Here is a 24,457-nt window from a genome sequence, read left to right as displayed (position 1 = left end):
TTTTCACCCCCCAATTTGCGACATCAGACGCATTGTGGCCTTCTGGGGTGGCTTGGTGCCCGGTTGGTCCATCATAATATGCTGGCCAGGTTTGGCTTCCAAGGCGCGCAGGAACAATTGCTTCAGCAGCTCTGATTGAGCGATGTAAGGCCGGATGTACAGCTCTTCGTTCCAGAAGAGGCACGGCTTAACGTGGCCATTTGCTGTAATACGCAGCCGGTTACACGAATTACAGAAATGCTGGCTGACCGGATGAATCAAGCCAAATTGCCCTGGCGCACCTTGGATGCGAAAATAACGGGCAGGGCCGGAATCTGCTGCTTTTTCAGCCGGCTCATCAGTTGTCCTACCCGAGTCCGGGCCTGCTTCAAGACTAAAACCAGCCTTGGCACAACGCTCCAGTATTCCATCCAAAGGCATATATCCCGCTTCCCATCCGTTGATATCATGACCCATGGGCATATACTCAATAAAGCGTACGTGCAGCGGATATTTCTGAGTCAGCTGCAGAAAGGATTCAATTTCATCATCGTTTACACCTTTCATCAAGACCATATTCAGCTTGAGTACCTCGAAGCCAGCCTTAAAACCAGCTGCTAAAGCATGCAACACCTTGCTGACATCGCCGCCCCCAGTGATTCTGGAATAGCGTTCTGGAATTAGAGAATCCAGGCTGACGTTGAGATCTGTAAGCCCGGCATCACGCAGCTTCTGCACTTTGGGGGCGAGCAGCAGTCCATTCGTGGTCAGACCGACACGTTCGATCCCGGAGATGGCCCTTAACCTGGCCACCAGTTCTTCCAGGTTCGGACGCATCAACGGTTCTCCTCCGGTAAGACGCACCTTGGTTACCCCCATCTCAGCGAGTACCCTTACGATCCGTTCAATTTCGTCAAAGGTAAGCGGGTTACTCTCCACAGCCTTTTCTACTCTGCCCGGATTGCAATACTGACAGCCCAAGTTGCAGCGCTCAGTAACGGAGATACGTACATAATTATGTAAACGACCAAAGTGATCGACCAAGATATCGGACAAACGCTCCACCTTGCTTTCTGCGTAATAGTGACTGAATTAGAGGCGCGAAAAACCGCCGAACTGCTGCAATGACTGCGCACTGGCCAGTCTTTTCCGGGAAATGGAATCCTCAATCTGGCTTGGAACGATAAATTGGAGAGCATTTGTGGGGCATACCCGCACACATTCCGGGCCCTTGCCGCTGTCTTCACACAAATCACATTTGTTCGCAACGATTCTCTCCTTGCGGCTCCATGCACCCGAAGTATTGGAACAAAGCCCGGATTGAAGTTGCTTTTGGCCACTTTTATGTGCCGGAACCATTGTAATCGCCCCATAAGGACATACCAGCATACAGGTCTTGCAACCAATGCAGCTATCCTGATTGATGAAAATGCTGTTGTCTTTGCTCGTAATGGACCCATTAGGGCACACATTAGCACAAGGAGCATCCTCGCAATGTCTGCACTGCACCGGTGCCGTAACTTCGTCGGTCTCGACGACAGTCAACCGTGGATAGAAGTCAGCACCGCTCTCTTCCTGAAGGAACATATTATTCCCGGAATGTGCAACTACGCAGGCCACTTCACAAGTATGGCAACCTATACATTTATCGGGATCGGCAATGACAAACCCGTTCATGACATCTCCTCCTTAAGACTTCTGTCAACAAATTTGGTATGCAGCAAATGATGTGAAGTATGGCCTAACGGTTCACCTAAGAAGTCCTTATATAATTTGATAATATCTGGATTCTCATGGGATTTGCGGACCTTCTGATGAGAGTCGTGGCGGTAGACGGCACTCTTTCTGGCCTGATAAGCAATTTTCCGCTGCGTTTCCAACAGGAGCTTGGGCTGTCCGCCGCCGCTGACACAGCCTTCGGGACAAGCCATCACTTCAATGAAATGATACGGGCAGGTGCCATCTGCAACTTTTGCCAAAACAGCATCCACATATTTCAGTCCTGCAACTACTGCCACTTTGAGCTCCAAATCGCCAATCTGAACTTCTGCCGTCCGGATGCCTTCCTCTCCCCTGACAAAATCCAATTGCAGATTGGGTATCTGCTCATGGGTGATCAGTTCATACCCCGTTCGTATCGCAGCTTCCATCACACCGCCTGTGACGCCGAAGATCGAGCCTGCTCCAGAGTATTTGCCCAGCGGTGAATCAAATGGCTCGTCGGGAAGATGAATGAAATCGATGCCTTGATCCTTGATTAAGCTGGCCAGTTCCCTTGTAGTAATAACAAGATCCACTTCACGGCAACCATCCACACTCATTTCTTCTCTGCTGCATTCAAATTTCTTACAGGTACAGGGCATAACCGCGACGCTGAAAATATCCGAAGGTGCAATTCCATCCAGCTCCGCTCCGTAGGTCTTGAACAAGGCTCCACCCATTTGCATCGGGGACTTGCAGCTGGATAAATGCTCCAGCAGCTCCGGTGCTGCCGTCTCCGCATGCTTCACCCAGGCTGGACAGCAGGAGGTGAACATTGGCAGCCGCTCTCCTGACATCACTCTGCCAATCAGCTCTGAGCCCTCTTCCATAATCGTCACGTCCGCAGCAAAATTTGTATCATAAATCCGGTCAAACTTCAGCCGTCTCAGCGCAGCCGCCATTTTCCCCGGGGTTAAAGTGCCGAAGGGCAGCCCAAACTCCTCCGCCAGAGATACTCGGATCGCAGGAGCGCACTGCACCACCTTGAACCGTTTCGGATCAGCCAGAACAGCTTTTACCTTCTGGATATCCCCTGACGAATAAGCAGCGAACAAAGGCTCACGCACGTTGGGGAGCTGTCCTCTTTCCTGTAACTTTACCGCTCGTGAGGCTGCCGTCGACTCGTTGTCCGCAGCATAAGCGGTACAAATCTGCACACACTGTCCACAAACGACGCAGCGATGAGCATCAATAGTCTGCGGGTGGCCCGGTTCGCCAATAATGGCATCTACAGGACATACAGCCGCGCAACGTCTGCAGCCGGTACATAATTGTTCGTCAATATGAATGATTGGATCCTTATACGGCATAGTGCAACCTTCTTTTCTGAATTGAAGTGGTATTACAGTCGCATAGCTGCTGCTGTCCGCGACCTGGATACACTGTTATCCGGATGAACCAGTGACAGTGCCTCTACCGGACAGACCTCTACACAAGCCGGAATGTTCCCCATAGCTCCGTCCTTATGGTCCCTGGTCTGGCATAAATCACATTTATAGGCGATCACTTTGGCGCTACGTACCATCGCACTATGCTGCCGCTCCTTTAGTTGAATCTGCGGGACTACCTTGCCGTTGCTGTATGCTTTATACAGACTGATGGCACCAAACGGACAAGCCATGGCACAGCCTTTGCAGCCTATGCAACTCTCTTCATGAATAACTATTATCCCCTCCTCCTGCCGGATCACCTGAACCGGACAGGCTTCTGCACAAGGCGCATTCTCGCACTGACGGCATTGGACCGGCAGTGTGAAGCTCTCTGTTCGAATGACATGCAGGCGGGGAATCACCGGTACCGTAACGGTACCCACAGCCGCCCCAACCCCATTGTGATCGTTATGAACTGCGAAACATGCCAGTTCACACGCCTTGCAGCCTATGCATTTGCCCGCTTCGGCAATGACAAACGGATTCGGCTGTACATTATTCATACCGGTCTCGCCTCCACATGCATCTGCGCTCTGAGCGCCTCATATTCCTGCTGAACCTGTTGTTCTGCGCGCAGTTGATCTGCAATTTTCTCAATGCGGATCGCACAATACTTGTATTCCGGGGTTTTGGATACCGGGTCCAGATAATCACCCGTCAGCTCATTGCAGGCCCCAATCCAGAAATGGTAGGTCATATAGGTGGCCCCGGTTTTAACACGGTTGCTGATCTGTGCCCGGGCTAACACTCTGCCACGGCGGGATACAACATGTACAAGCTGGCCGTCTTCAATCCCTAAGCTTGATCCGTCCGCCGGGCTCATCTGGATGAAACCAGGCTCATCCGACAGTTGACTGAGGGCACGGCAGTTGCCGGTCATCGTCCGAACCGAATAATGCCCTACCTCACGCACTGTGGACAAGGACAACGGATATTCTTGATCCGGCTGTTCCAGCGGTGCCCTCCATTCACAGGCAAACAGCTGTCCTTTGCCGCTGGAAGTGGTAAACCGGTTCCCTTCATATAAATACGGTGTGCCCGGATGATCTTCTGACGGACAAGGCCACTGAACACTGCCCTGTTCTTCCATCTTCCGATAACTGGCTCCGGCAAACGACGGGGAGAGCCCCCTCATTTCATCCCATATTTCTTCCGTGTTCCGGTAGGACATCGGGTATCCCATCGCCGTGGCAAGCTCGCTGATAATTTGCCAATCGGGCTTTACTTCACCGGGAGGCTCGATGGCCTTTCTGATGCGTTGGAATCCACGGTCGGCTGAAGAGTAGACCCCATCATGCTCACCCCAGGAGGTGGCCGGCAAAATCACATCGGCATGCAGGGCTGTCTTGTTCATGAAGATGTCCTGGACTATTACAAATTCTAATTTATCCAGCGTCTCTCTCACTTCTGAGGCATTCGGATCGCTCTGCACCGGATCTTCGCCAAAAATATAATAGGCCTTCACCTTGTCTTCCTTTAGAACGAGATGAGGAATTTCGGTAATCCGATACCCGACTTTGCGAGGCAAAGCCACTCCCCAGGCCTTTTCAAATTTTTTACGGATCTTGTCATCCGTAACAGACTGGTATCCCGGATAGACATTTGGCAATGCCCCCATATCGCAGGAACCCTGTACATTATTTTGGCCGCGGACCGGACCAATCCCGACGGCAGGTCTGCCAAAGTTGCCGGTCAGAAGCGCCAGTGAGGCCAGACCCTTTACAACGTCCACGGCTTGGGCAAATTGACATACCCCCATACCGTACAGGATCATCGCCTTGTTCGCACTCGCATATTGCCGCATTACTTTGCGGATCTCAGCCGCTTGCACACCTGTAATGCTCTCCGCATATTCAGGAGTATATTTCTGTACACTGGCTTTATATTCCGCAAAACCTTCTACATATTTCTCAACATACTGCTTGTCGTATAACTCCTCAGCAATTAACACATGACCAAAGGCATTGACAAGCGCCATGTTCGTTCCGCCTTTAAGGGGCAGCCAAGTATCTGCAATGCGGGCCGACTCCGTCTTGCGGGGATCGGTTACGATGATCGTTGCGCCCTTCTGCTTCGCACTAACAATTCTTCTCGCCACAATGGGATGGGTAACCGCTGCATTGTATCCAAAAATAAACAACAGATCCGTGTCCTCAATTTCAGGAATTGAATTGGACATTGCGCCATCCCCTAGCGAATAGGTAAGCCCAGCTACGGACGGCCCGTGACATACCCTAGCGCAATGGTCAACATTATTGGTTCCGATAACAGCGCGCATAAATTTTTGCATGACATAATTGGCTTCATTTCCCGGGCCACGGGCTGAACCGGTTCCCATGATTGCATCCGGTCCATACTTTTCCTTGATTGCTGTTAGTTTCTCGGCTGTATACTGAATGGCTTCTTCCCAGGATACCTCTGCCAGTGTCCCTGCTTTACGAATCATCGGCTTGCGGATACGGGCGGTAAGAATCTGCGGATCATTCAGAAAATCCCATCCATAATGACCCTTAAGGCACAGATTCCCTTCGTTCGTTCTTCCATCCGCTGGTTCAGCGCCTACGATTTTCCCCTCCTCAACAAGTAAATTCATCTGACAACCACTTCCGCAATACGGACATACAGTCAGCACTTTATTCTCCATAGTTCCTCACCACTCCTTGTGATTTTTTACACAATTATAGCAACACAAAAATAAGCCAATACAAGGTATAATCAGAAATACACAATGTACTGGCTTATTAAAAAGCTAAGGAGCAAAAGTCCATTCTCTCTAATCAAACCGATTTATTCAATTGAATAATGATTGCCCTATCCCCTTGATTTGGGTCTTCGATCTTCCATGTATATGTAAAGGGGCTGCCAAGCGTTTCTACGATCTCTGCCATAAACTCTCTCTCCAAATAAGGCTTCAGCACTTTCCAGTATTCTGTAACTAAATGTACCGCACCTTCTTTGAGCAAAATTTCAGATAAACTAGAGAGAATTCCACGAATCTCAATAATGATTAAGGACTCATACTCCATCCTAACCTTTACATTCTCCGGACCTTTGCCGCGATAATGCTTCACAATCTTAACTGCAAGTCTTCGCATCTTCTCCTGACATTCAAATACAGTCTCAGGCATCACTACATCCCAGCCTCAACATCCCTATTATGGTAATTTATTTAATTAATTACATGTTAAACCTATCCAATAAAGATTGTCAAACCACAAAAAAGGGCAAATCCTTTCATTTCAACGTGAATTCATCCACTTCTTACACGATATCCATTAATTCCTAAAAAGCTTGTTCAATCTAACTATATTTAAAAAAGAGCAGCAAAGGTCTAAATTCCGCTTTTCCTGCCGGATTCAGACCTTTACCGCTCTTTGCTAGCTACCTTATCTAAGTTCCACATCACTCAGGCGCCGTCTTCCTTCAGACGCAAAAGTGCTGCAGCCGCAGCCTGTTGTTCCGCTTCCTTCTTGGATCGGCCGCTGCCCTTGCCGAGTGACTGGCTGGACATATATACTTCAGAGACGAATTCGCGCTCATGCGCCGGTCCCCGTTCTTCAATAATCCGATATTCCAGCGTACCCAATCCGTGATGCTGTATCAGCTCCTGAAGCTCCGTCTTGAAATCGCTCATCTGCATTTGCAGCTTGCCGTCCGTCTCCACCAGTGGAAATACATGATGATCAAGAAACCGCCGCGCCGTTTCCAGCCCTTGGTCGAGATAAAGCGCTCCCACGAAGGATTCAAACACATCGGCCAGCAAGGCCGGGCGAGTACGTCCGCCCGTAAGTTCTTCCCCTTTGCCCAGCAATACATATTTGCCGAAACCCAAGCTCTCAGCGAACTTGACCAGTGAAGGCTCGCATACAATAGCGGCCCGCAGCTTAGTCAATTCCCCCTCCGGTCTGTCCGGCAGCAACTTATACAAATATTCAGAAACCGTAAGCTCCAGAACAGCGTCTCCGAGAAACTCTAGACGCTCATTGTCCTGATGCTGATTGAAACGGTGTTCATTCACATAAGAGGCATGGGTAAAGGCCTGCTTCAGAAGTACAGCATCGTGAAATTGGATTTGAAGTTGACTTTGTAGCTGCTTCAGGTCTCCTTTCACTGCACTGTCCCCTTACTGATTATATTTTTTGAGAATTACGGTTGCGTTATGTCCTCCGAATCCGAACGAATTCGACATAACAATATTCAGATCAGCTTTGCGCGGTTCATTCGGAACATAATCCAGATCACATTCCGGATCAGGATTGTCCAGATTGATGGTTGGCGCAATGATGTTATTTTGCAGGGAAAGACCACAAATGATTGCTTCCACACCGCCGGCAGCACCAAGCAAATGACCTGTCATTGATTTCGTGGAGCTGATTGCAACCTTGTAAGCATGATCTCCAAGCGCCTTCTTCACGGCAGCCGTTTCCGATCTGTCGCCTACTGGCGTAGAAGTGCCATGCGCATTGATGTAATCAATCTCTTCCGGTGCGATACCGGCATCTCGGATCGCCATCTTCATACAGCGTGCTGCGCCGTCAGGATCCGGCTCCGTCATATGATGGGCATCCGCACTCAGACCGTAGCCGATCACTTCGGCATAGATCTTCGCCCCGCGTTTCTCGGCATGCTCCAGCGATTCCAGAATCAGAATCCCGGCACCCTCACCCATTACAAAACCGTCACGGCCGCTGTCAAATGGACGGCTGGCCTTCTCCGGCTCGTCGTTACGGGTGGACATCGCCCGCATGGCACAGAACCCTGCCATCCCTGTCGGGCGGATGGTAGCTTCGGAACCGCCGCAGATCATCGCATCCGCGTCACCGCGCTGGATCAGGCGGAAGGATTCCCCTATGGAGTGGCTTCCTGTTGCACAGGCTGTCACAGTTGTTGTATTGGGACCTTTTGCACCAAGATTGATCGACAGCTGGCCGGAGCCCATATTGGCAATCATCATGGGAATAAAGAACGGGCTGACCCGTTTTGGTCCCTTTTCCAGCAGGAGATTATGATTGTCTTCCCAAGTACCCAGACCTCCGATACCTGATCCGACGGACACACCAATTCTCTCCGCATCAATATCTTCACCAATCTTAAGTCCGCTGTCCTTCAGCGCATCTTCTCCGGCTGCTACCGCGAACTGAACGAAACGGTCCATCTTACGGGCTTCCTTGCGGCCAAAACGCTCTTCCGCATCAAAGTCTTTAACCGAAGCTGCTATTTGCGTAGTGTATTCACTGACATCAAAGGCTTCAACCTTGGAAACACCGGATTTCCCGCTCATAAGGCTATCCCAGAACGTATCCAAATCTTTACCCAGTGACGTCATCACGCCCATACCGGTAATAACCACTCTATGACTCAAACGCAATCACCCCATCTGTAGGCTGTATACTTCAACATAATTGAACATACATGCTCTCTGAATAGTCTATATAAACTGCAGTCGCCGCAAAAATTAACCCCTCTGCGGTTCTGTTATTTTCCCCGTAAAGGTGCAAATATGCATCCTTTTGCATTTCATTTGTGCTGTAAAATGAGGAGAAGTCCCGCCCTAGCAGGGACGGGACCCTCAATCATATGACTCTAGGTATGAGATTGTATGTACTTCACAACTTCACCCACGGTCGTAATCTTCTCTGCATCTTCATCAGAGATTTCCATATCGAATTCATCTTCCAATTCCATAACCAATTCTACTACATCAAGAGAATCAGCACCTAAATCATCTTTGAAAGACGCTTCTAATGTTACCTCAGCTTCATCGGCACCTAAGCGGTCGATGACAATGCGTTTTACACGCTCCAATACATCGGACATCCGGTTCACCTCCTCTTTTGGTATTATACGAGATATGAAGTCAAAATACCATAGAGCGTAAAAAACGCTTTCCGGGCGCTTCTTCCCGCTTCTCCCTTAATCCCTATACGCTGGTTTGGTCTTACATGTACATACCGCCGTCCACATGAAGTGTCTGACCGGTCATGTAAGCAGCCCCTTCCGAGGCCAAAAATACCGCCGCCATAGCAATGTCCTCCGGCCGCCCAAGCTCAGCAAGGGGAATTCCCTTAATCAGCTCACTGCGGACTTCATCGGACAACTCACGGGTCATATCAGTGTCAATAAAACCGGGAGCGATACAGTTCACGGTGATTCCCCGTGAAGACAGCTCGCGGGCCGCAGCTTTCGTCATGCCGATTACCCCTGCTTTTGCAGCAGTATAGTTAATCTGCCCAGGATTCCCCGTCACACCCACAACCGAAGAAATATTTATGATCCGCCCGTAACGCTGCTTCATCATCGGACGTGTGACTGCTTTTAGACAGTTGAACACGCCTTTGAGATTCGTTTCGATGACCTGATCAAATTCCTCTTCCTTCATGCGCATAATCAGGTTGTCCCTGGTGATGCCGGCATTATTAACGAGGATGTCAATCTTGCCCCAAGTGTTCAAGACCTCTTTGACGAGATTCTCCGCCTCATCGCTTTTGCCTACATTCCCCTTCAGGGCAATCCCCTCGGAGCCTAGCTCTGCTATCCGGGCTACTGTTTCCTGCGCTGCAGCTTCACTTCCGGAATAGTTCACGGCCACTTTTACGCCATGCTCTGCAAGTGCAAGCGCTATGCTGCGGCCGATGCCGCGGGAACCACCGGTTACAAGGGCTGTCTGGCCTCTTAATGCTGAGAACATTCTGTATTCCCCCTCCCTTTATCCTTCGCTGTGGTTAAGCTAAGCCATTGACTGTCTGGATGCTTTCCAGACTGTTGATATTGATCACCTTGACATTCTTGTCAATTTTGCGGATCAGTCCTGCCAACACACTGCCAGAGCCAATCTCAACAAAGGTGTCCACACCGGCTGCAATCAGCCACTCTATACTGTCCTGCCAGAGTACTGGCGAGAACACCTGGCGTACCAGCAGCCTCCGGATTTCCTCGGGATCGGTAACCGGCGAGGCAGTAACATTGGCAATTACAGGAACTGAAGGCGCATTAAAGTTTACACCTTTCAGTTCAGCTGCCAGACGCTCGGCAGCTTCCTTCATCAAAGAAGAGTGGAACGGTCCGCTGACTTCGAGCGGAATCGCCCGCTTGCCTCCGGCTTCTTTCACACGCTGAACGACAGCATTCACACCTTCGAGCGATCCGGACACTACAATCTGACCCGGACAGTTGACGTTTGCCAATTCAACCGGGTTGCCCTCTGCGGAAATATTGTTGCACAGCTCAGCCAAAGCTTCGCGTTCTGCACCCAATACAGCCGCCATAGCGCCCTGTCCGCCAGGAACCGCCTCTTCCATGAAACGTCCGCGGAGACGTACGAGGCTGACTGCATCCTCATAAGACAGTACGCCTGAAGCCACAAGAGCGCTGTATTCACCGAGACTGTGACCCGCAACGTAGTCTGGCTTCAGTCCATGCTTATTCAGTGCTTCCAGATAAGCTACACTGGTTGTTACAAGCGCAGGCTGAGTGTTTACCGTCTGCTTGAGTTCGCTGTCCGGACCTTCAAATACAAGTTTACTCAGCGGAAACCCAAGCACTTCATCGCCCTTCTCGAACACCGCACGGCTATCCGGCAGAGCGTCATATACATCCTTACCCATCCCAACTGCCTGTGCACCCTGGCCGGGAAAGACAAATGCGATTTTACCCATAAGTTCGAAATCCTTCCCGTAAACGGTGCAGCTGCCGGGCTTGCAAATCAAGCGGCAGGCACACCGAGTTCTTTGAATTCATTGCTCGTTTATATGTTTACCATTTCAGTACCGAGGCACCCCAAGTTAGGCCGCCGCCGAAGCCAACCATCAGCACGGTGTCGCCTTCCTTCATCCGGCCCTCTTCCGCTGCTTCAACCAGCGCAAGCGGAATCGAAGCCGCAGACGTATTGGCGTATCTGTCCACGTTGATTACGCATTTGTCTTCCGGCAGATCCAAACGCTGCATAGCCGATTGAATGATGCGGATATTCGCCTGGTGCGGCACGAACAGATCAATGTCTTCCTTCGTGAGACCTGCTTTGGTAAGCACACGCTCGGTAGCAGTACCCATCACCCGAACGGCGAACTTGAACACCTCACGGCCGTTCATGTAGATGAAATGCTTCTTATCGTCTATCGTCTGCTGGGAAGCCGGCATACGCGAACCGCCCGCTTCCATCTTCAGCAGACTGCCGCCGGAGCCTTCGGCACCGAGATCAAAGGATTGAAAACCTCTGCCTTCCGGAACTTCGCCGAGAATAACCGCTCCTGCACCGTCTCCGAACAACACGCAAGTGTTGCGGTCCGTGTAATCCGTAATCCGCGACAAGGTATCCGCTCCGATGATCAAAGCATTGTTATACATCCCGTTCTGGATAAATCCGGTTGCTGTTGCCAGACTGTAAACGAAGCCGGAACAGGCTGCGGACAAGTCAAAGGCCGCTGCTCCTTTGGCCCCCAGTTTGTCCTGCAGAATGCAGGCTGTTGACGGAAACGAGCTGTCAGGTGTGACTGTTGCTATAATAATCAGATCCAGATCCTCCGCCTTCATGCCTGCTGATTCCAGCGCCTTCAGCGCAGCTTCATAAGCAAGATCCGAGGTCGCCTCATGCGGGGCGGCAATATGCCGTTCACGGATCCCTGTCCGGCTGACAATCCATTCATCATTCGTTTCGACTATCTTTTCCAAATCACTGTTGGTTAATATTTTTTCGGGCACATATTTTCCTGTACCAATTATTCCTACCGGACGCAACTGTTTCATATCGTCACTCACTTCCCGCTAATTTCCTTGGATATGCTGGACACGAGACCCGCCTGCAGCGCAATCCGCGCTTGTCTCACTGCATTCTTGACCGCATTGCCGTCAGATGAACCGTGCCCCTTCACTACCAGACCGCTTAGACCGAGCAGCGGCGCTCCGCCGTGCTCCTTGTAATCCATCTTACCTTTAAGGCTTCTGAGCTCCGGCATTAGTATAGCCGCACCCAGCTTGGTTTTGAGCGAACGGCTGAACTGTTCCTTCAGCAGAGAGAACATAGCGCCCGCCGTACCTTCAAGTGTCTTCAAAAGAATGTTACCCGCAAACCCGTCACAAACAAGCACATCACAATTGCCCGTCAGCACATCACGTGCTTCAACATTGCCGACAAAGTGAATTCCCGGCAAAGCGGCTAGCAGAGGATACGCTTCTTTGGTCAATTCATTCCCTTTACCCGGCTCAGTCCCCACATTCAGCAGCCCTACGCGCGGCTTAGCAATTCCGTGCACTTTGCTGCGGTAGATGCTGCCCATCAGCGCGTATTGTGCAAGGTGCTGGGGCTTGGCATCCATATTGGCCCCCAGATCAAGGGCAAGTACGCCAACATCATCGAGCGTCGGAATCATCGGAGCAAGCGCCGGGCGCTCTATTCCATCCATTCTCCCCACCACAAGCAGTCCCGTGGTCATCAGTGCGCCTGTGTTCCCGGAAGAGATCATAGCATCGGCTTCCCCTTCACGCACCATGCGTCCAGCCACAACCATGGATGAATCCTTCTTGCGGCGGACTGCTTTGACCGGCTCTTCATCGGAGCCAATCACTTCCCCCGCATGACGCACCATCACATTGGACGGCTTATTCTTCAGCAGCGGCTCAAGTCTGGCTTCGTCACCGACGAGCACAATCTGCGTATCGCTCCATTCCGCGGCCGCGGACAATGCCCCTTCCACATTGCATTCAGGAGCATTATCGCCTCCCATGGCATCAATGGCGATCAGCACTGCGGTTTCCCCCTTCGCTGTATTCTTCAATTGCGGACCGGTACACTACAAAATGGCCCTGAAACACGAGTTCTTCTCCGACATACGTAAATACGTCCACCTCAGCTTTGCCGTTCCGGCCAGCAAGCGAACGCACCTGCGCTTTGGCAATACATTTCTCGCCTAACCGGACCATGCGCACAAACCGGATGTCGGCTGAAGCGGTCAGGGCAATTTCGTCATTAATCACGGCAACCGCCAGCGAATTGGCCTGTCCGAACACGTAGTGGCCGCGAGCGATCCCGTTCCTGGAGAAGACATGCTCCTCACGAATTTCAAATATGGAAATGCCGCTCTTGTCCAGCTGCAGATCGACAATATCACCGACCACTTCATCCGCAGGCAAGGAGCGCACCTGATCATAAGAATGTTCAGCCATTTGCTTCATCCGTTCACGCAGCTCCGGAATCCCCAGCTCCAGCCGGTCCAGACGGATGGTCTGAATACTCACCTTGAGCTGCCGGGTCAACTCCCGGTCGGTCACAAATGGATTGCCATCGATAATACCCAGCAGCTGCTGCTGGCGCTCTTTCTTGGACATCCGCTCTATGGCGGCTCACCTCCTGGCACATGCTGAACTTAGCATCCGGCCGCGAGAAGGCCGCTATCAATCCATATAAAGGTCATAAACTTCGTTTAGAACCTGGTACTAATATGTAGTATAAAGCATGCTGCGGCAAAAATAAAGCTTTGCCTGAAAAGCGGCATAACCACGCGGCTTCAGCCACACAGGTAACGGAGGGGATTTTTACCCATCCCCAAAAAAATAGCACCCCACCATTAGATGAAGTGCTACTCTTATTAGAAACTATTGTTTGATGATCTCTCTTGCTTTGTAGGTTCCGCAAACTTTGCATACGTGGTGAGCCAGTTTCAGCTCTCCGCATTGTTCGCATTTCACCATGCCCGGCACAACCAGTTTGAAGTGGGTGCGGCGTTTGTCACGGCGTGTTTTGGACGTTCTCCGTTGAGGTACTGCCATTGTGTTACACCTCCTAATTCGGTTTTAACCCGCCTATCGCGGGATTTGGTCTTAGTCATACTTCATTTGAAAAAGTCTTTCAACCCAGCGAGTCGAGGATCGATCACTGTGTTGTCGCAACTGCAGGTGCCTTCGTTCAAGTTTTGTCCGCATTTCTGACAAAGACCAAGACAGTCTGCCTTGCACAATACCGAATCCGGCAAGTGCAGTACGAAGTTTTCTTCCACGAACGGGACAAGCTCCACAGTCTCATCTTTGATGTAAATGAGTTCATCATCTTCATCTTCGGGAAGAATTGGCTCCTTAAGCCACTTGAAAGTCTCCGCAAAAGGAATGTTCAGCTTACTGTTGACCTCGGTGAGACAACGTGAACATAACATGTCCACCTCTCCACTCAGTCTTCCCACCACGTTCACACAATCGGTATCCGCGGGCAGCGCTTTAAGGTCCACCAAGAGCGGTGCAACAGCAAGTATATCCTTTCGCCCTTTGACAAGCTCGCTGACATCCATAGTTTCATGAATATTCAGTGGCTCATCGGCATTTGCCATTTTGCGAAAGTGAATCTTCATAATCATCACTCCAAACAAACAAAATTTATTATACCTATTATTACCGAACTTTGTCAACCACTTTCCCTTTATATTGTTTCAGGAAGAGGGACAATTATGATATAACTATTAAATCACCATATTTCTCAGAATACGGAGTGAAGCAGCTTTGACAACCGTCGGCATAATTGCAGAATACAACCCTTTACATAACGGGCATGTCCATCATTTCAACGAAGCCAAAAAAATCTCCGGCGCGGACAGCGTAATCGTCGTCATGAGCGGCCCGTTCACCCAGCGCGGCGAGCCGGCTGCGGTCAGTAAACGGGCCCGTACGGAGATGGCGCTGCATATGGGCGCCGATCTCGTGATTGAACTGCCGGTCGCTTATGCGCTTCAACCGGCAGAGTGGTTCGCCTTCGGAGCTGTATCCCTGCTGGAAGCGACCGGGGTCGTGGACAGCCTGTGCTTCGGCTCCGAAGCCGGCACTTTGGGTGAGCTGCTGCCGCTGGCCGGATTTCTGGCCGAAGAAAGCAGCGAGCTTCAGAGCGAGATCCGCCGCCTCATGGCGCTAGGCACGAGTTTCCCCGCCGCATATAGCGCAGCAGCGGCGGCAGTCTGGGAAGGGTCTCTCCTTGGAGAGAAGAAACCCTTCGATGCCGAAGAACTGCTGCGGCAGCCAAACAACAGTCTCGGCCTGCATTACCTGATCGCCCTGCGGCGTCTCGGCAGTGTCATCAGACCTCTTACTGTGCCGCGCACTGGCGCAGGCTTCCATGACCCGCTGCAGGCGGGGTCTTCGATTGCCAGCGCCACAGCGATCCGCCAGCTTCTTAATGAAGGCGGCTCACCTGCAGAATTCATGCCAGAATATAGCGTGTCCATCCTGGAAAGAGAGCATGCAGCCGGCAGAGGTCCTTTGAACCTGGAAGACTTCCGCATCCAGCTCCGTCATGTGCTGACTACGCATACTGCCGCAGAGCTGAGGTCCCTGCAGGATATGAATGAAGGGCTTGAGAACCGGCTGCTGAGAGTCATGCCGCAGCTTGAACAATTCTCGGTCAGCGCATTGCTACAACTATTAAAGAGCAGACGCTACACGCATACACGGCTGCAGAGATTGCTGCTGCATGCCCTGCTGAATCACAGCAGGGAGGAAACGACCCCTTCCCGTCTGGCTCAAGGCCCCGGTTACATTCGGGTTCTGGGGTTCAGCGAGAGCGGCAGAAAGCTGCTCAAGAACATGAAGAGAAGTGCCTCACTTCCCGTTGTCCTGAGTCCTGCCCATTTCTCACACCCCATGCTTGAACGCGATCTCCAAGCCTCCGCCGCGTATGCCGGAGCTTTCACCAATCCTCAGCGTGCTGATTTGTACAGCGATTTCTTACTGCCGCCGGTTAGGGTTTGACCGGCAGCTCTTCCATATATTTCAGTGCCTCATCCAGAGTGGATACAGGCACCAGCTTCATAGATGTGCCTATTTTATCCGCTCTGGCTTTGGCTTCATCATAATTCTTAACCGGCACGAAAAAAATCTCCGCATCCTCCCGGTCTGCAGCAACAATCTTATGCTTCACTCCGCCAATGGCTCCTACCTTGCCTTCAGCGTCAATAGTTCCTGTTCCCGCTACCCGATGACCTTTGGTTAAATCGCCTTTGGTAAGCTGGTTATAAATTTCCATCGTAAACATTAGGCCTGCCGAGGGTCCTCCAACACTGGTATCCACAAAGCTGACCGCTTTTCCTGCTTCCTTCGGCTGTACCTTCTGCACCGCGCCAATCACAACCCCAAATCCAGGACGGCCCGCTGCAGTCTCCTTGTCTTTAACCTCCACCAGTGTTACCTGTTCCTTGACTTCCTTACCGTCCCGCTGCAGCACGACTTCTACCTGATCGCCAACCTTGCTTGAGGAGAGCAGTTTAGAGAGCGCAGTGGGATCAGGCACAGATTGCCCCTGAACACGGATGATTTTGTCGCCTATTTGAAATTGCTCCTGGCTGCTTTCCTCCGGAATCGAGAATACATACAGATAGTCTACAACATCCTCATAAGGAATGCCCGCAGCATGATAGGCCGCCTGAACGGAAGAAGACTGGGAGCTGCTCATATAATATACCTGCTCAGCCGCATATTCCTGCTCACTCTTATCCCCTAGCCTTGCCTCTTTCAATACGACTTCCGCATTGGAATTAAACGCAGAAGCCACTAATAGGGCAACATTGGCGTAGCTCGCAGATACGGTCGTCATCATGAATGTGCCCTGCTCCTGCGGATCAGCATTCTCCACCTTGATCATCGGCGCCACCTCTGAGGCACTGCCCGGCTGATACACGAGATATGGAGTATTCATAAATACTGCCACATAGAGTATAACCACAAAAGTAAACAAGTAGGCTATGGCGCGAACGCCTACCCGGCGTTTCAGTTGCCTCAATGCAATTCCCTTCTTTCCCCGCGGCTCTATGCTTATGTCTCCAAATAAACTTCGGAGCTGTATCCTCTCCGCTGTGGCATGATGGTTGTCTGCCCTGCATAAATTGATAACAGTCTCAGCCCATGTCCTAAGTTATGAAGAGGTGATGCTCATAATGAATAACTTTAAAATACGCCGGTTCACTTCAGCCTCGGTTCCCTTTCTGTCCGGGGCCGTTGCCATTGTGCTCGCCATTGCGATTATCTTATCGCCGGAGTCCTCCTTCCAGGCTTCCCTTCAGGGTCTGAAGCTCTGGTGGACACTTGTCTTCCCGGCGCTTCTACCCTTTCTGATGTTATCAGAAATGCTCACAGCCACGGGATTCGTGCATGGACTCGGAGTACTGCTGGAGCCGGTGATGACCAGGATTTTCCGCCTTCCGGGGTCCGGAGGCTGGACACTCGCACTCGGAATGACCGCCGGTTTCCCGGCTGGAGCAGGCGGTGTGCAATTGCTGCATAAGCAGGGCAGCATTACGGACAAGGAGGCCGGACGCCTGGCTTCCATCGCCCACTTCGCCAGTCCGGTTACACTGCTCATTGTAGTCGGCGTTGCTTTTCTGCACAGTCCTGCCGCCGGATATACCCTGCTGGCCATCCACTGGATTTCGGGACTTGCCGCAGGCGTAACCGCGACCCTGCTCACAGGTCAGCCGAAAACCGAAGCTCCGACGGTAGTTCCATCACAGCGCAAAACGGCTTCATTGCCCAGACGGATTCATCAGGCTGTATCAGAAGCCCGGGCAAGAGATGGCCGCGGATTTGGCAGGCTGCTCGGGGAATCCGTCTCAACTGCCGTTCAGAACCTGATGGTCATCGGCGGGTACATGATTATGTTTGCTGTTGTCATAAATATTGCTATTTCTCTAATACCGCAGCTGCCTCCTGCTTTGGCGGCAAGTTTTCTGGAGATTCATCTCGGAGCAAATGCTCTGACCTCAGAACTGACAGCACCTCACGACTTTAGTTCCATGGGGATCACAGGCCTGGCCCTGCTATCAGCCGCTCTCGGCTGGAGCGGAATTTGCGGCCAGCTCCAAGCACTTACCTTGCTAAAAAGGGCGAAAATCTCTTTCCTGCCTTATGCCGCCGTCCGCTTGCTGCATGGAGTATTTGCCTTTGCTTTTACCCTATTATTATGGAACCCGCTGATGAATCTCCGTGAAACCGTACTGCCGGCAGTGGCGGTTCCCGAGGTTGCCGAATCGACCGCAACACTGGGAGCATTGAACGTATGGAGCGTTGTCCCCCAGCTGCTTGGCCTGCAATCGCTGCTGCTGATGATGATCATCGCTCTGTCTGCCGCTGTATCTGCTGTTACTTGGCTCCGCCGTCTAAACGGCTGAATTTAAGCTTCATTGCCTGTTCTACCTCAGGGGTCACAAAATCCGACACATTCCCGCCAAAGTGGGCGATTTCCTTGACCACACTTGAGCTAAGGTAGGAATATTTCGGATTGGTCATCATAAAGATCGTTTCCGCTTCAGGGTCCAAATTATGATTAATGGATGCATTCTGCAATTCATATTCAAAGTCGGTAACCGTGCGGATGCCGCGGACAATGACCTGAGCATCCTTTTGGCGAAGATAATTTACCAGCAGATCGCGGAAACTGTCAACCTCCACATTCGGAATATCCGCAGTGGCCTGCCGCAGCAGCTCCGTACGCTCTTCTACCGAAAACATCGGATTCTTACTTAGGTTGTTAAGCACGGTAACAATCAGTCTGTCGAATTGTTTGGCTGCACGCCGGATAATATCCATATGTCCCATCGTAACCGGATCAAAGCTCCCGGGATAAATGGCAACACGTTCTTTTCTAATTTGCAGACTCATCATTCCCCTCCTTACCACTCACAGCCTCTTCACGCAGAGCGGATTCATACTGATAAATTGAAATTGTCGTCTCGCCGTATACGGCCTGTCTGGTTCTATAGAACCCCGGAATATCCTCCGGATAGGCATAGCTTGATTCATGCTCCAGCACGATGACCGCGTCTGATCTGAGCAGACCTTTTTGCACCATCGCCATCATCAGCTCATCCCCATACTTCAGCCTGTACGGCGGGTCCAGGAACACAAGATCAAACGAACGTCCCCGCTTCTCCAGCGCGCTAAGGGCTCTGCCGGCATCATTGCGGTAAACCTCAGCTTGCGCTTCCAGCTTAGCCGCCTTCAGATTGGCACGCACTGTGTCGATGCTTTTCTGCTCCATATCCACAAATACCGCACTGTCCATCCCTCTGCTCAAGGCTTCAATACCTAGACCGCCAGTACCTGCAAACAAATCAAGCGCTGCTCCACCCTCGAAATAAGGACCGATCATACTGAACAACGCTTCTTTTACCTTGTCGGTTGTAGGCCGCGTTCCGCTGCCCGGAACACTCTTCAGGGGCCTCCCCTTTGCACTTCCCGATACAACTCTCACCGATTATCCACCTGCTCTATGTCTCTATTTATTATGCCGATTGAGGCACAAGTCCAAGCCTATAGTACCACAATTGTCTATTGAAATAAAAAGATTGTCTACCGTTGTCACATGAGGCCGGCAGATTTTTTTAACGTACACAGGTATAAGACTGGAGCAACCGGGACATCATGTAACTATCGACATCACAAAATGTCGTAGACAACCGCGGAGCAGGCTTACGTTTCCCCATAAGCTCTTCGTCCGGTTTCTCCTCTCCCATGAAAGAGGCTCCCGAAAGGGAGCCTCGATTTTTGTTTTATGAACCCCATACCTACACGATTTAATTGAATATCATGAGAAATACCACCCTCAAAAATACTTAAAGGTGGCAAAAAAGGTGGCATATCATTAATCTCTCTGTAATGAGGTGGCATTTTGTATCATACTGTTTTCTTCTATAATTGAATCCGATATTACGCCACCTTTCGGTCAATAAATAAACCCCTGCTGGCCATTACGGCCAGTAGGGGCTTTTTGCTCATATCATCTGCTCTTTTAAGACATCGCCGAGATCAGCTGTGTATCGAGAGAGCCTTAAGCTGATCTCAGTACGCATTACGTCACGAGTCATGCCAAAACGCTCTTGATAGCCGCGAAAGTAGATCATACTATATGTAATGAAATCATCCTGGGTATCCTCGATCACTTTGATGTTCCGGCGTTTAAGTTCTTGCCTCAGTCGGTAGACATCCTGCACAACTCGCTTCTGAACATAGCGGCCAGCCAATAGGTATGATCGGCTAAGGATGTTACCCGAGTGTTGAATTTCTTTCATGCTCTTGCTGACCATCGTATCTATGTAAGGGAGCAATATTAAGTCCCGAACCATTTCCCTCTCTTCATTCGTGAGCATCTTTTCGCCAGTGTTCACGCCCATAACTATCGCCTCCATGAGCTTATTTTATGCGAACACACGTTCTTTTATCCACAAAAAAAGCCCGCCGACAAGTTTTAGATTGACGGGCTTTTGAAACTCAATCGATACTCCAGAATAGGTAACAGGACCAAATTACGTGGAGTACGCAGAGTTATAGATCGCCTTTAGTCTCTTTGCTCTTGTTTTTTCAGTACATTTATCCAAGTCAACGAAAATTGAACTATAATTAAGATAGGAATAGCCATCACTAGATGTGTAAACAATTCTAGTACTACGCCAGCGCCAACTCCGACACCAGAACAACCAGGTGATCGAGCTATACTGGTGATTACGATGACAAATGGAGTAGAAAAGGAATACGATCTCCCGATCGCTGAAGTAGATGCATTCTTAACCTGGTATGATGCCCGTGATGCAGGTAGAGGCCCTGGGATGTATGCAATTGATAAACATACCAACAACAAAGGCCCCTTCAAAAAGCGTAAAGATTATGTCGTATTTGATAAAATACTTACCTATGAAGTAAGTGAATATACAGCATCAGAATAATCCTTACCATCACTTACCTCCTCTTTCCCTTATAGCCAAGCGCTATAATTGGATAGAGGAGGTTTTTTATGTTTATTTCCCCTATGTTATTACAAACTGCTGCTGGTCCTTTTAGCCACAGTGAATATATATTCGAACCAAAGATAGACGGGCATCGGCTGATCTATTCCCAACAAGGCGACAAAGTACGGCTATACACTAGACATGATAACGACTGCACCCGGCAGTACCCGGAACTGCAGCTTCCGTTTGATGACGATATAATCTTAGACGGTGAAGTCGCCTGCATAGATCCGGCAACCGGCGTATCTGATTTTGAGTCCGTCATGAGTCGATTTCAGTCACGGCGGGCAGACAAGATTCAGCAACTCACGGCCACGCTTCCGGCTTATTACGCTATCTTTGATATCCTGCAATACAAAGGTAAGGATCTGCGCGGACTACCGCTGCTGCACCGCAAGGAGATACTAACAAGCTTATCCCTCCCCTCTGGGAGTTACGGCGTTGTGCCGCATATAAACGGTGCTGGCGAGGCTCTGTTTAAGGAGATCAAGGCACGAGGTATGGAGGGTGTGGTGGGCAAGCGAAAGAACAGCACCTATGAGGCTGGACGCCGATCCCACGCATGGCAGAAGGTCATTAACTGGACCTATGCAGAGGTTTATATCACTGGCTACCGCAAACAGGAGTTTGGCTGGCTTGCTGCGGTCCCGTCCGGCACGTCCGGTAAACTGCGCCCGGCGGGGATTATTGAGTTCGGAGCATCCCCGCTTCACAAGCAAGCATTTCGTGGAGTAGCCCAGCAGCTTGTGAAAGGCGAAGACAAAGAGTTTATTCATCTGGAACCGCGACTGCGGGCAAAAGTTAGAATGAGGAACTGGACCAAATCAGGAATGTTGCGAAGTCCAGTATTTACGGAGTTTATCATATAAGCAAAGACACACTGACCTTAAGCCCTTTTTTCTTTCCTCCTGTCGCTTATTAGTTTGTTTCATCATAACGTGATGATAAGACACACCGAAACTAGGAGGAATGCTGGGTGCCAAGGATATCTGTAATTATGCCTGTCTACAATAGCGCTATGTATTTACAAGAAGCAGTTACCACAATCTTATTGCAAACGCTAAACGACCTAGAATTGATAATAATCGATGACGGATCGACAGATGGATCAGCGGGAATTATACATGAAATAATGGACACTAGAGTAAAAAAGATATTTCATAGTGAAAATATGGGGATTGTCACTTCGCTGAATCAAGGACTCGATCTGGCCCAAGGTGAGTACATCGCCCGTATGGACAGTGATGACATTGCCGCACTAAATCGCTTGGAAGTGCAGGCTTATTTTATGGACACTAATCCCACCATAGATATTTGCGGAACAGGATATACAACGAACTACCTCGGGCCCGTCAAGTTAAATCCTATGCATCACGAAGAAATTAAGGTCTGGCTTTTATTTTACAGTTGCATTCTACATCCTTCTGTTATGATGCGCCGAAGTTCTATAGATCAACTCGGGATTCGTTATGATTATAATTACCCTCATGCAGAGGATTACGAATTGTGGAACAGGCTTTCCTCAAGCGTGAAATTCGCAAATCTCCCTCACAATTTAATGTACTATCGGCCTCATGAAGGACAAGTGTCCAATAAACACCGGGTAATACAAGATGATTCTGCACGAAGAATCCGTCAGAGACAACTTTCTCAACTAGGCATTCAATTATCTGATGAGGAATACGCAATAATGATTAAATTAGCTGAATATGGGGTTAATTCTGAAGATTTCGCTAACTATCGAACAGCCGCAGGTTTTGCGAATTGGCTGCTTGATCAAAATCGACAATACCAAGTATTCGACCACGATATATTCAGAATGGCTCTATCCAGATTGATATCAGGAGTTCCATACTAATATGTTGCCAACTTCGTCAAATAGTTGATGCCTTCAAAAAAGGTGATGGCAAAAAAGAAAATCCCGCCGGCCCGGCGGGTTATTTTATGTATGCTCTAAATTCAAATCGTTCCCTAACGAAGTAAGCTCCGGCAATTTTAACAGACTCTGGTGAGTATCCCTCAACGATGCCGCCATAATCCATCAAATGGCCCGTTTGTCGCAACTTCCTTTTGCCAGTCCCTTTGTGTCATTGGGCTTCCTCCCCTACCCTAGTCTCCTCTTTGCTTAAAAAAGCTAAATTATGCCTATACACTGCAACTTGTGGCAATAATTAATCTGAGGTGATTTTGGTGTTATTAAATATACTTTTGGGATTCATTCTTCCTTGGTTGTTTGGGCTACATTTGCTTAAAAGGAATCAGCCTTTTGTAATACAAGCTAGCATAATTGGTGCACTACTCGCCTTCCTCTTCAATGATGTTGGATTCCATATGAATTGGTGGTACGTTACACCTAAAGATTACAGCACTATATCCTTTATTCCTTACAATTTCGGGATTTTCGCAGTGTTTTCTGTCTTCACGCTACACTTGACAAATAAAGTTGGAAGAGCCTGGATTGTTATCCCTGTAGTAACATTCGTAAAAACTGTCCTTGAAAGCGCTCTTGTTTTTACAGGGAAAGTTGTTTATCAAAATGACTGGAACATAGGCTTTACCTACGTTTCGTACCTCATTGCCTGTACAGCTAGTTATGTGATTTATTCATTCTTGAAAAACAGGACAACTTGATTATATTGATTCGCTAAATGCGTCTACTCTCCGGTACTCTCGTTCTACGCAATAACTGAATGTCGGAGCAATGACGCTATTGTTTTTAGCTTGGTCGGAGGTAATCGCAAAATCATCCACAATGCTATCATCTTCATCAAGCAAATCAACTACTCAATCAGGCTCTCCCTGGTTCTCTGCAAGCTCCGCTTTGATCTGGTTAAATACCTTTCCGAGCCTTGGCTTCGGAACCATTGTTCAAAGCCAGTAATGTTTTAAATTCATTTTCTTCAGTATCGATTTTCACGAATTGTAATCCCCATGTGTTTTGGGTCATTTCATTCATCCCTTTCTTCGCTATATGAGTCTACCGCCAGTGTTTTCGCACTGCGCAACAATCACTATGTCTCTCCATGAAAAAGCTTCTTTAAGCTAGCGGGCAGGATAATATGGTAGCCACCTTGAAATAATTTTAGAGATAAATTTATGACAGGGGCTGAATAGTATGGTAAATGGGAGAATCTTAGGAATCGCCTACAATGTAATTCCGGTTAAAAATGCAAAAAAATCTGCAGAGTGGTTTGTCAGACACTTTGGTTTTAACATCAGAAACGATAGAGGGAATTATATAAGTTTATTTAGGGATAACCGTCCAATAATTGATTTAATTGAATCTGATAATGATACAAGAGCAGTTTTTGAAGTAAACGGACGGTCACGGTGGGTTGTAACATTTTTTACAGATGACATTGAATCATTACACATGAAACTAACATCTGAGGAGGTTACGACTAGACCTATTAGCAATGAAGGCATTTACGGCAAGTTTTTTGTTTTTGAGGACCTAGATGGAAACTTATTTGATGTATGGGAGCATAAGGATTGTCAGTTAATCTTTTAAAAAAACAATCTAAGCTAACGTGAAACGTTAGT

28 protein-coding genes are annotated in these 24,457 nt (G+C 49.4%); 6 read left to right on the top strand and 22 right to left on the bottom strand.

What is annotated here, in order from left to right:
* Positions 1 to 3: 3 nt before the first annotated feature.
* The 16 genes from moaA to NST07_RS15130 all read right to left on the bottom strand — a co-directional run bounded on the left by moaA (position 4) and on the right by NST07_RS15130 (position 14,503).
* Entirely contained in the window at positions 4 to 1,035 is a 1,032-nt protein-coding gene (gene moaA, locus NST07_RS15205; protein WP_341092798.1) for a GTP 3',8-cyclase MoaA, read from the bottom strand.
* Between the two features lie 36 nt (positions 1,036 to 1,071).
* On the bottom strand, positions 1,072 to 1,656 hold the full coding sequence (locus tag NST07_RS15200) for a 4Fe-4S dicluster domain-containing protein (RefSeq protein ID WP_342481825.1): 585 nt from the start codon (positions 1,654 to 1,656) through the stop codon (positions 1,072 to 1,074).
* Positions 1,653 to 3,050, bottom strand: a complete 1,398-nt coding sequence (locus NST07_RS15195; RefSeq protein ID WP_341092796.1) for a [FeFe] hydrogenase, group A — start codon at positions 3,048 to 3,050, stop codon at positions 1,653 to 1,655. Before NST07_RS15195 ends, NST07_RS15200 begins: the two co-directional genes overlap by 4 nt.
* A 32-nt stretch (positions 3,051 to 3,082) precedes the next feature.
* A complete protein-coding gene (locus tag NST07_RS15190) occupies positions 3,083 to 3,673 on the bottom strand; it encodes a 4Fe-4S dicluster domain-containing protein (protein ID WP_341092794.1) in 591 nt (196 codons plus the stop codon).
* Complete coding sequence (gene fdhF, locus NST07_RS15185) at positions 3,670 to 5,814, bottom strand: formate dehydrogenase subunit alpha (RefSeq protein ID WP_341092793.1); 2,145 nt, start codon at positions 5,812 to 5,814, stop codon at positions 3,670 to 3,672. Before fdhF ends, NST07_RS15190 begins: the two co-directional genes overlap by 4 nt.
* A 133-nt stretch (positions 5,815 to 5,947) precedes the next feature.
* Positions 5,948 to 6,265, bottom strand: coding sequence for a Na-translocating system protein MpsC family protein (locus tag NST07_RS15180; RefSeq protein ID WP_341092792.1), 318 nt, complete (start codon positions 6,263 to 6,265; stop codon positions 5,948 to 5,950).
* A gap of 311 nt (positions 6,266 to 6,576) precedes the next feature.
* Entirely contained in the window at positions 6,577 to 7,281 is a 705-nt protein-coding gene (rnc, locus tag NST07_RS15175) for a ribonuclease III (RefSeq protein ID WP_038591210.1), read from the bottom strand.
* Between the two features lie 12 nt (positions 7,282 to 7,293).
* On the bottom strand, positions 7,294 to 8,532 hold the full coding sequence (gene fabF, locus NST07_RS15170; RefSeq protein ID WP_076109231.1) for a beta-ketoacyl-ACP synthase II: 1,239 nt from the start codon (positions 8,530 to 8,532) through the stop codon (positions 7,294 to 7,296).
* 221 nt (positions 8,533 to 8,753) lie between these two features.
* The gene (locus NST07_RS15165) at positions 8,754 to 8,987 is read right to left on the bottom strand and encodes an acyl carrier protein (protein ID WP_019911228.1); all 234 of its coding nucleotides are present in this window, start codon (positions 8,985 to 8,987) and stop codon (positions 8,754 to 8,756) included.
* A 121-nt stretch (positions 8,988 to 9,108) separates the two neighbouring features.
* On the bottom strand, positions 9,109 to 9,858 hold the full coding sequence (fabG, locus tag NST07_RS15160) for a 3-oxoacyl-ACP reductase FabG (RefSeq protein ID WP_341092791.1): 750 nt from the start codon (positions 9,856 to 9,858) through the stop codon (positions 9,109 to 9,111).
* Positions 9,859 to 9,892: 34 nt separating this feature from the next.
* Positions 9,893 to 10,825 (bottom strand): ACP S-malonyltransferase, encoded by a 933-nt coding sequence (fabD, locus tag NST07_RS15155; protein ID WP_341378432.1) that lies wholly within the window; start codon positions 10,823 to 10,825, stop codon positions 9,893 to 9,895.
* Positions 10,826 to 10,922: 97 nt separating this feature from the next.
* Positions 10,923 to 11,912 (bottom strand): beta-ketoacyl-ACP synthase III, encoded by a 990-nt coding sequence (locus NST07_RS15150; RefSeq protein ID WP_341092788.1) that lies wholly within the window; start codon positions 11,910 to 11,912, stop codon positions 10,923 to 10,925.
* A gap of 8 nt (positions 11,913 to 11,920) precedes the next feature.
* Positions 11,921 to 12,910: a phosphate acyltransferase PlsX gene (gene plsX / locus NST07_RS15145; protein WP_341097657.1), complete on the bottom strand. Its 990-nt coding sequence runs from the start codon at positions 12,908 to 12,910 to the stop codon at positions 11,921 to 11,923.
* Entirely contained in the window at positions 12,894 to 13,490 is a 597-nt protein-coding gene (fapR, locus tag NST07_RS15140) for a transcription factor FapR (protein WP_076109228.1), read from the bottom strand. Before fapR ends, plsX begins: the two co-directional genes overlap by 17 nt.
* Positions 13,491 to 13,757: 267 nt before the next feature.
* Positions 13,758 to 13,931: a 50S ribosomal protein L32 gene (gene rpmF, locus NST07_RS15135; RefSeq protein WP_019911234.1), complete on the bottom strand. Its 174-nt coding sequence runs from the start codon at positions 13,929 to 13,931 to the stop codon at positions 13,758 to 13,760.
* Positions 13,932 to 13,993: 62 nt separating this feature from the next.
* Positions 13,994 to 14,503, bottom strand: coding sequence for a DUF177 domain-containing protein (locus NST07_RS15130; protein ID WP_341092786.1), 510 nt, complete (start codon positions 14,501 to 14,503; stop codon positions 13,994 to 13,996).
* A gap of 148 nt (positions 14,504 to 14,651) precedes the next feature.
* Between NST07_RS15130 and NST07_RS15125 the strand changes: the two genes are divergently transcribed.
* Positions 14,652 to 15,890: a nucleotidyltransferase gene (locus NST07_RS15125; RefSeq protein WP_341092785.1), complete on the top strand. Its 1,239-nt coding sequence runs from the start codon at positions 14,652 to 14,654 to the stop codon at positions 15,888 to 15,890.
* Here NST07_RS15125 and NST07_RS15120 read toward each other — a convergent pair.
* On the bottom strand, positions 15,880 to 16,917 hold the full coding sequence (locus tag NST07_RS15120; RefSeq protein WP_341092784.1) for a SepM family pheromone-processing serine protease: 1,038 nt from the start codon (positions 16,915 to 16,917) through the stop codon (positions 15,880 to 15,882). The two genes, NST07_RS15125 and NST07_RS15120, sit on opposite strands and share 11 nt — an antisense overlap.
* Positions 16,918 to 17,071: 154 nt before the next feature.
* Here NST07_RS15120 and NST07_RS15115 point away from each other — a divergent pair, with 154 nt between their 5' ends.
* Positions 17,072 to 18,301, top strand: a complete 1,230-nt coding sequence (locus NST07_RS15115; RefSeq protein ID WP_341092783.1) for a nucleoside recognition domain-containing protein — start codon at positions 17,072 to 17,074, stop codon at positions 18,299 to 18,301.
* Here the strand turns inward: NST07_RS15115 and coaD are convergent.
* From coaD to NST07_RS15095, 4 genes are all read right to left on the bottom strand, one after another.
* Positions 18,273 to 18,791 carry a pantetheine-phosphate adenylyltransferase gene (coaD, locus tag NST07_RS15110; RefSeq protein WP_144024236.1) on the bottom strand — a complete coding sequence of 173 codons (519 nt, stop codon included), beginning with the start codon at positions 18,789 to 18,791 and terminating at the stop codon, positions 18,273 to 18,275. The two genes, NST07_RS15115 and coaD, sit on opposite strands and share 29 nt — an antisense overlap.
* Entirely contained in the window at positions 18,775 to 19,383 is a 609-nt protein-coding gene (rsmD, locus tag NST07_RS15105) for a 16S rRNA (guanine(966)-N(2))-methyltransferase RsmD (RefSeq protein ID WP_341378427.1), read from the bottom strand. The genes coaD and rsmD overlap by 17 nt, the downstream gene beginning before the upstream one ends.
* A gap of 130 nt (positions 19,384 to 19,513) precedes the next feature.
* Entirely contained in the window at positions 19,514 to 19,645 is a 132-nt protein-coding gene (locus NST07_RS15100) for a hypothetical protein (RefSeq protein WP_341092781.1), read from the bottom strand.
* Positions 19,646 to 19,903: 258 nt separating this feature from the next.
* Positions 19,904 to 20,302, bottom strand: a complete 399-nt coding sequence (locus NST07_RS15095) for a hypothetical protein (protein ID WP_342481824.1) — start codon at positions 20,300 to 20,302, stop codon at positions 19,904 to 19,906.
* Between the two features lie 333 nt (positions 20,303 to 20,635).
* Here NST07_RS15095 and NST07_RS15090 point away from each other — a divergent pair, with 333 nt between their 5' ends.
* From NST07_RS15090 to NST07_RS15080, 3 genes are all read left to right on the top strand, one after another.
* Positions 20,636 to 20,851, top strand: coding sequence for a galactose oxidase (locus tag NST07_RS15090; RefSeq protein ID WP_341097656.1), 216 nt, complete (start codon positions 20,636 to 20,638; stop codon positions 20,849 to 20,851).
* Between the two features lie 68 nt (positions 20,852 to 20,919).
* Positions 20,920 to 21,783 carry an ATP-dependent DNA ligase gene (locus NST07_RS15085; RefSeq protein WP_341092779.1) on the top strand — a complete coding sequence of 288 codons (864 nt, stop codon included), beginning with the start codon at positions 20,920 to 20,922 and terminating at the stop codon, positions 21,781 to 21,783.
* A 107-nt stretch (positions 21,784 to 21,890) separates the two neighbouring features.
* Positions 21,891 to 22,772, top strand: a complete 882-nt coding sequence (locus tag NST07_RS15080; protein ID WP_341092777.1) for a glycosyltransferase — start codon at positions 21,891 to 21,893, stop codon at positions 22,770 to 22,772.
* Positions 22,773 to 23,744: 972 nt separating this feature from the next.
* Here the strand turns inward: NST07_RS15080 and NST07_RS15075 are convergent.
* Complete coding sequence (locus NST07_RS15075; RefSeq protein ID WP_341092776.1) at positions 23,745 to 23,870, bottom strand: hypothetical protein; 126 nt, start codon at positions 23,868 to 23,870, stop codon at positions 23,745 to 23,747.
* Between the two features lie 159 nt (positions 23,871 to 24,029).
* On the opposite strand from NST07_RS15075, the gene NST07_RS15070 reads away from it, so the two are divergent.
* Positions 24,030 to 24,425: a VOC family protein gene (locus NST07_RS15070; RefSeq protein ID WP_341092775.1), complete on the top strand. Its 396-nt coding sequence runs from the start codon at positions 24,030 to 24,032 to the stop codon at positions 24,423 to 24,425.
* Positions 24,426 to 24,457 lie beyond the last annotated feature (32 nt).

It is taken from the genome of Paenibacillus sp. FSL L8-0340 (assembly GCF_038593145.1).
In the GTDB taxonomy this organism is placed as follows: domain Bacteria; phylum Bacillota; class Bacilli; order Paenibacillales; family Paenibacillaceae; genus Paenibacillus_AQ.
Note: the sequence above shows the minus strand (reverse complement) of the source record. Positions and strands in the feature narration are given on the sequence as shown.

Bases quoted from the DNA above. Each gene is read 5' to 3' on its own strand.
- fabD (WP_341378432.1), bottom strand. From the start codon at position 10,825: ATGGGTAAAATCGCATTTGTCTTTCCCGGCCAGGGTGCACAGGCAGTT.
- fabG (WP_341092791.1), bottom strand. From the start codon at position 9,858: ATGTTCTCAGCATTAAGAGGCCAGACAGCCCTTGTAACCGGTGGTTCC.
- NST07_RS15195 (WP_341092796.1), bottom strand. From the start codon at position 3,050: ATGCCGTATAAGGATCCAATCATTCATATTGACGAACAATTATGTACC.
- NST07_RS15085 (WP_341092779.1), top strand. From the start codon at position 20,920: ATGTTTATTTCCCCTATGTTATTACAAACTGCTGCTGGTCCTTTTAGC.
- coaD (WP_144024236.1), bottom strand. From the start codon at position 18,791: ATGAGTCTGCAAATTAGAAAAGAACGTGTTGCCATTTATCCCGGGAGC.
- NST07_RS15150 (WP_341092788.1), bottom strand. From the start codon at position 11,912: ATGAAACAGTTGCGTCCGGTAGGAATAATTGGTACAGGAAAATATGTG.
- NST07_RS15100 (WP_341092781.1), bottom strand. From the start codon at position 19,645: ATGGGAGAGGAGAAACCGGACGAAGAGCTTATGGGGAAACGTAAGCCT.
- rpmF (WP_019911234.1), bottom strand. From the start codon at position 13,931: ATGGCAGTACCTCAACGGAGAACGTCCAAAACACGCCGTGACAAACGC.
- NST07_RS15115 (WP_341092783.1), top strand. From the start codon at position 17,072: ATGAATAACTTTAAAATACGCCGGTTCACTTCAGCCTCGGTTCCCTTT.
- NST07_RS15200 (WP_342481825.1), bottom strand. From the start codon at position 1,656: ATGAACGGGTTTGTCATTGCCGATCCCGATAAATGTATAGGTTGCCAT.
- NST07_RS15090 (WP_341097656.1), top strand. From the start codon at position 20,636: ATGACAAATGGAGTAGAAAAGGAATACGATCTCCCGATCGCTGAAGTA.
- NST07_RS15075 (WP_341092776.1), bottom strand. From the start codon at position 23,870: ATGAATGAAATGACCCAAAACACATGGGGATTACAATTCGTGAAAATC.
- NST07_RS15070 (WP_341092775.1), top strand. From the start codon at position 24,030: ATGGTAAATGGGAGAATCTTAGGAATCGCCTACAATGTAATTCCGGTT.
- NST07_RS15130 (WP_341092786.1), bottom strand. From the start codon at position 14,503: ATGAAGATTCACTTTCGCAAAATGGCAAATGCCGATGAGCCACTGAAT.
- NST07_RS15165 (WP_019911228.1), bottom strand. From the start codon at position 8,987: ATGTCCGATGTATTGGAGCGTGTAAAACGCATTGTCATCGACCGCTTA.
- NST07_RS15095 (WP_342481824.1), bottom strand. From the start codon at position 20,302: ATGGGCGTGAACACTGGCGAAAAGATGCTCACGAATGAAGAGAGGGAA.
- fapR (WP_076109228.1), bottom strand. From the start codon at position 13,490: ATGTCCAAGAAAGAGCGCCAGCAGCAGCTGCTGGGTATTATCGATGGC.
- NST07_RS15190 (WP_341092794.1), bottom strand. From the start codon at position 3,673: ATGAATAATGTACAGCCGAATCCGTTTGTCATTGCCGAAGCGGGCAAA.
- NST07_RS15180 (WP_341092792.1), bottom strand. From the start codon at position 6,265: ATGCGAAGACTTGCAGTTAAGATTGTGAAGCATTATCGCGGCAAAGGT.
- fdhF (WP_341092793.1), bottom strand. From the start codon at position 5,814: ATGGAGAATAAAGTGCTGACTGTATGTCCGTATTGCGGAAGTGGTTGT.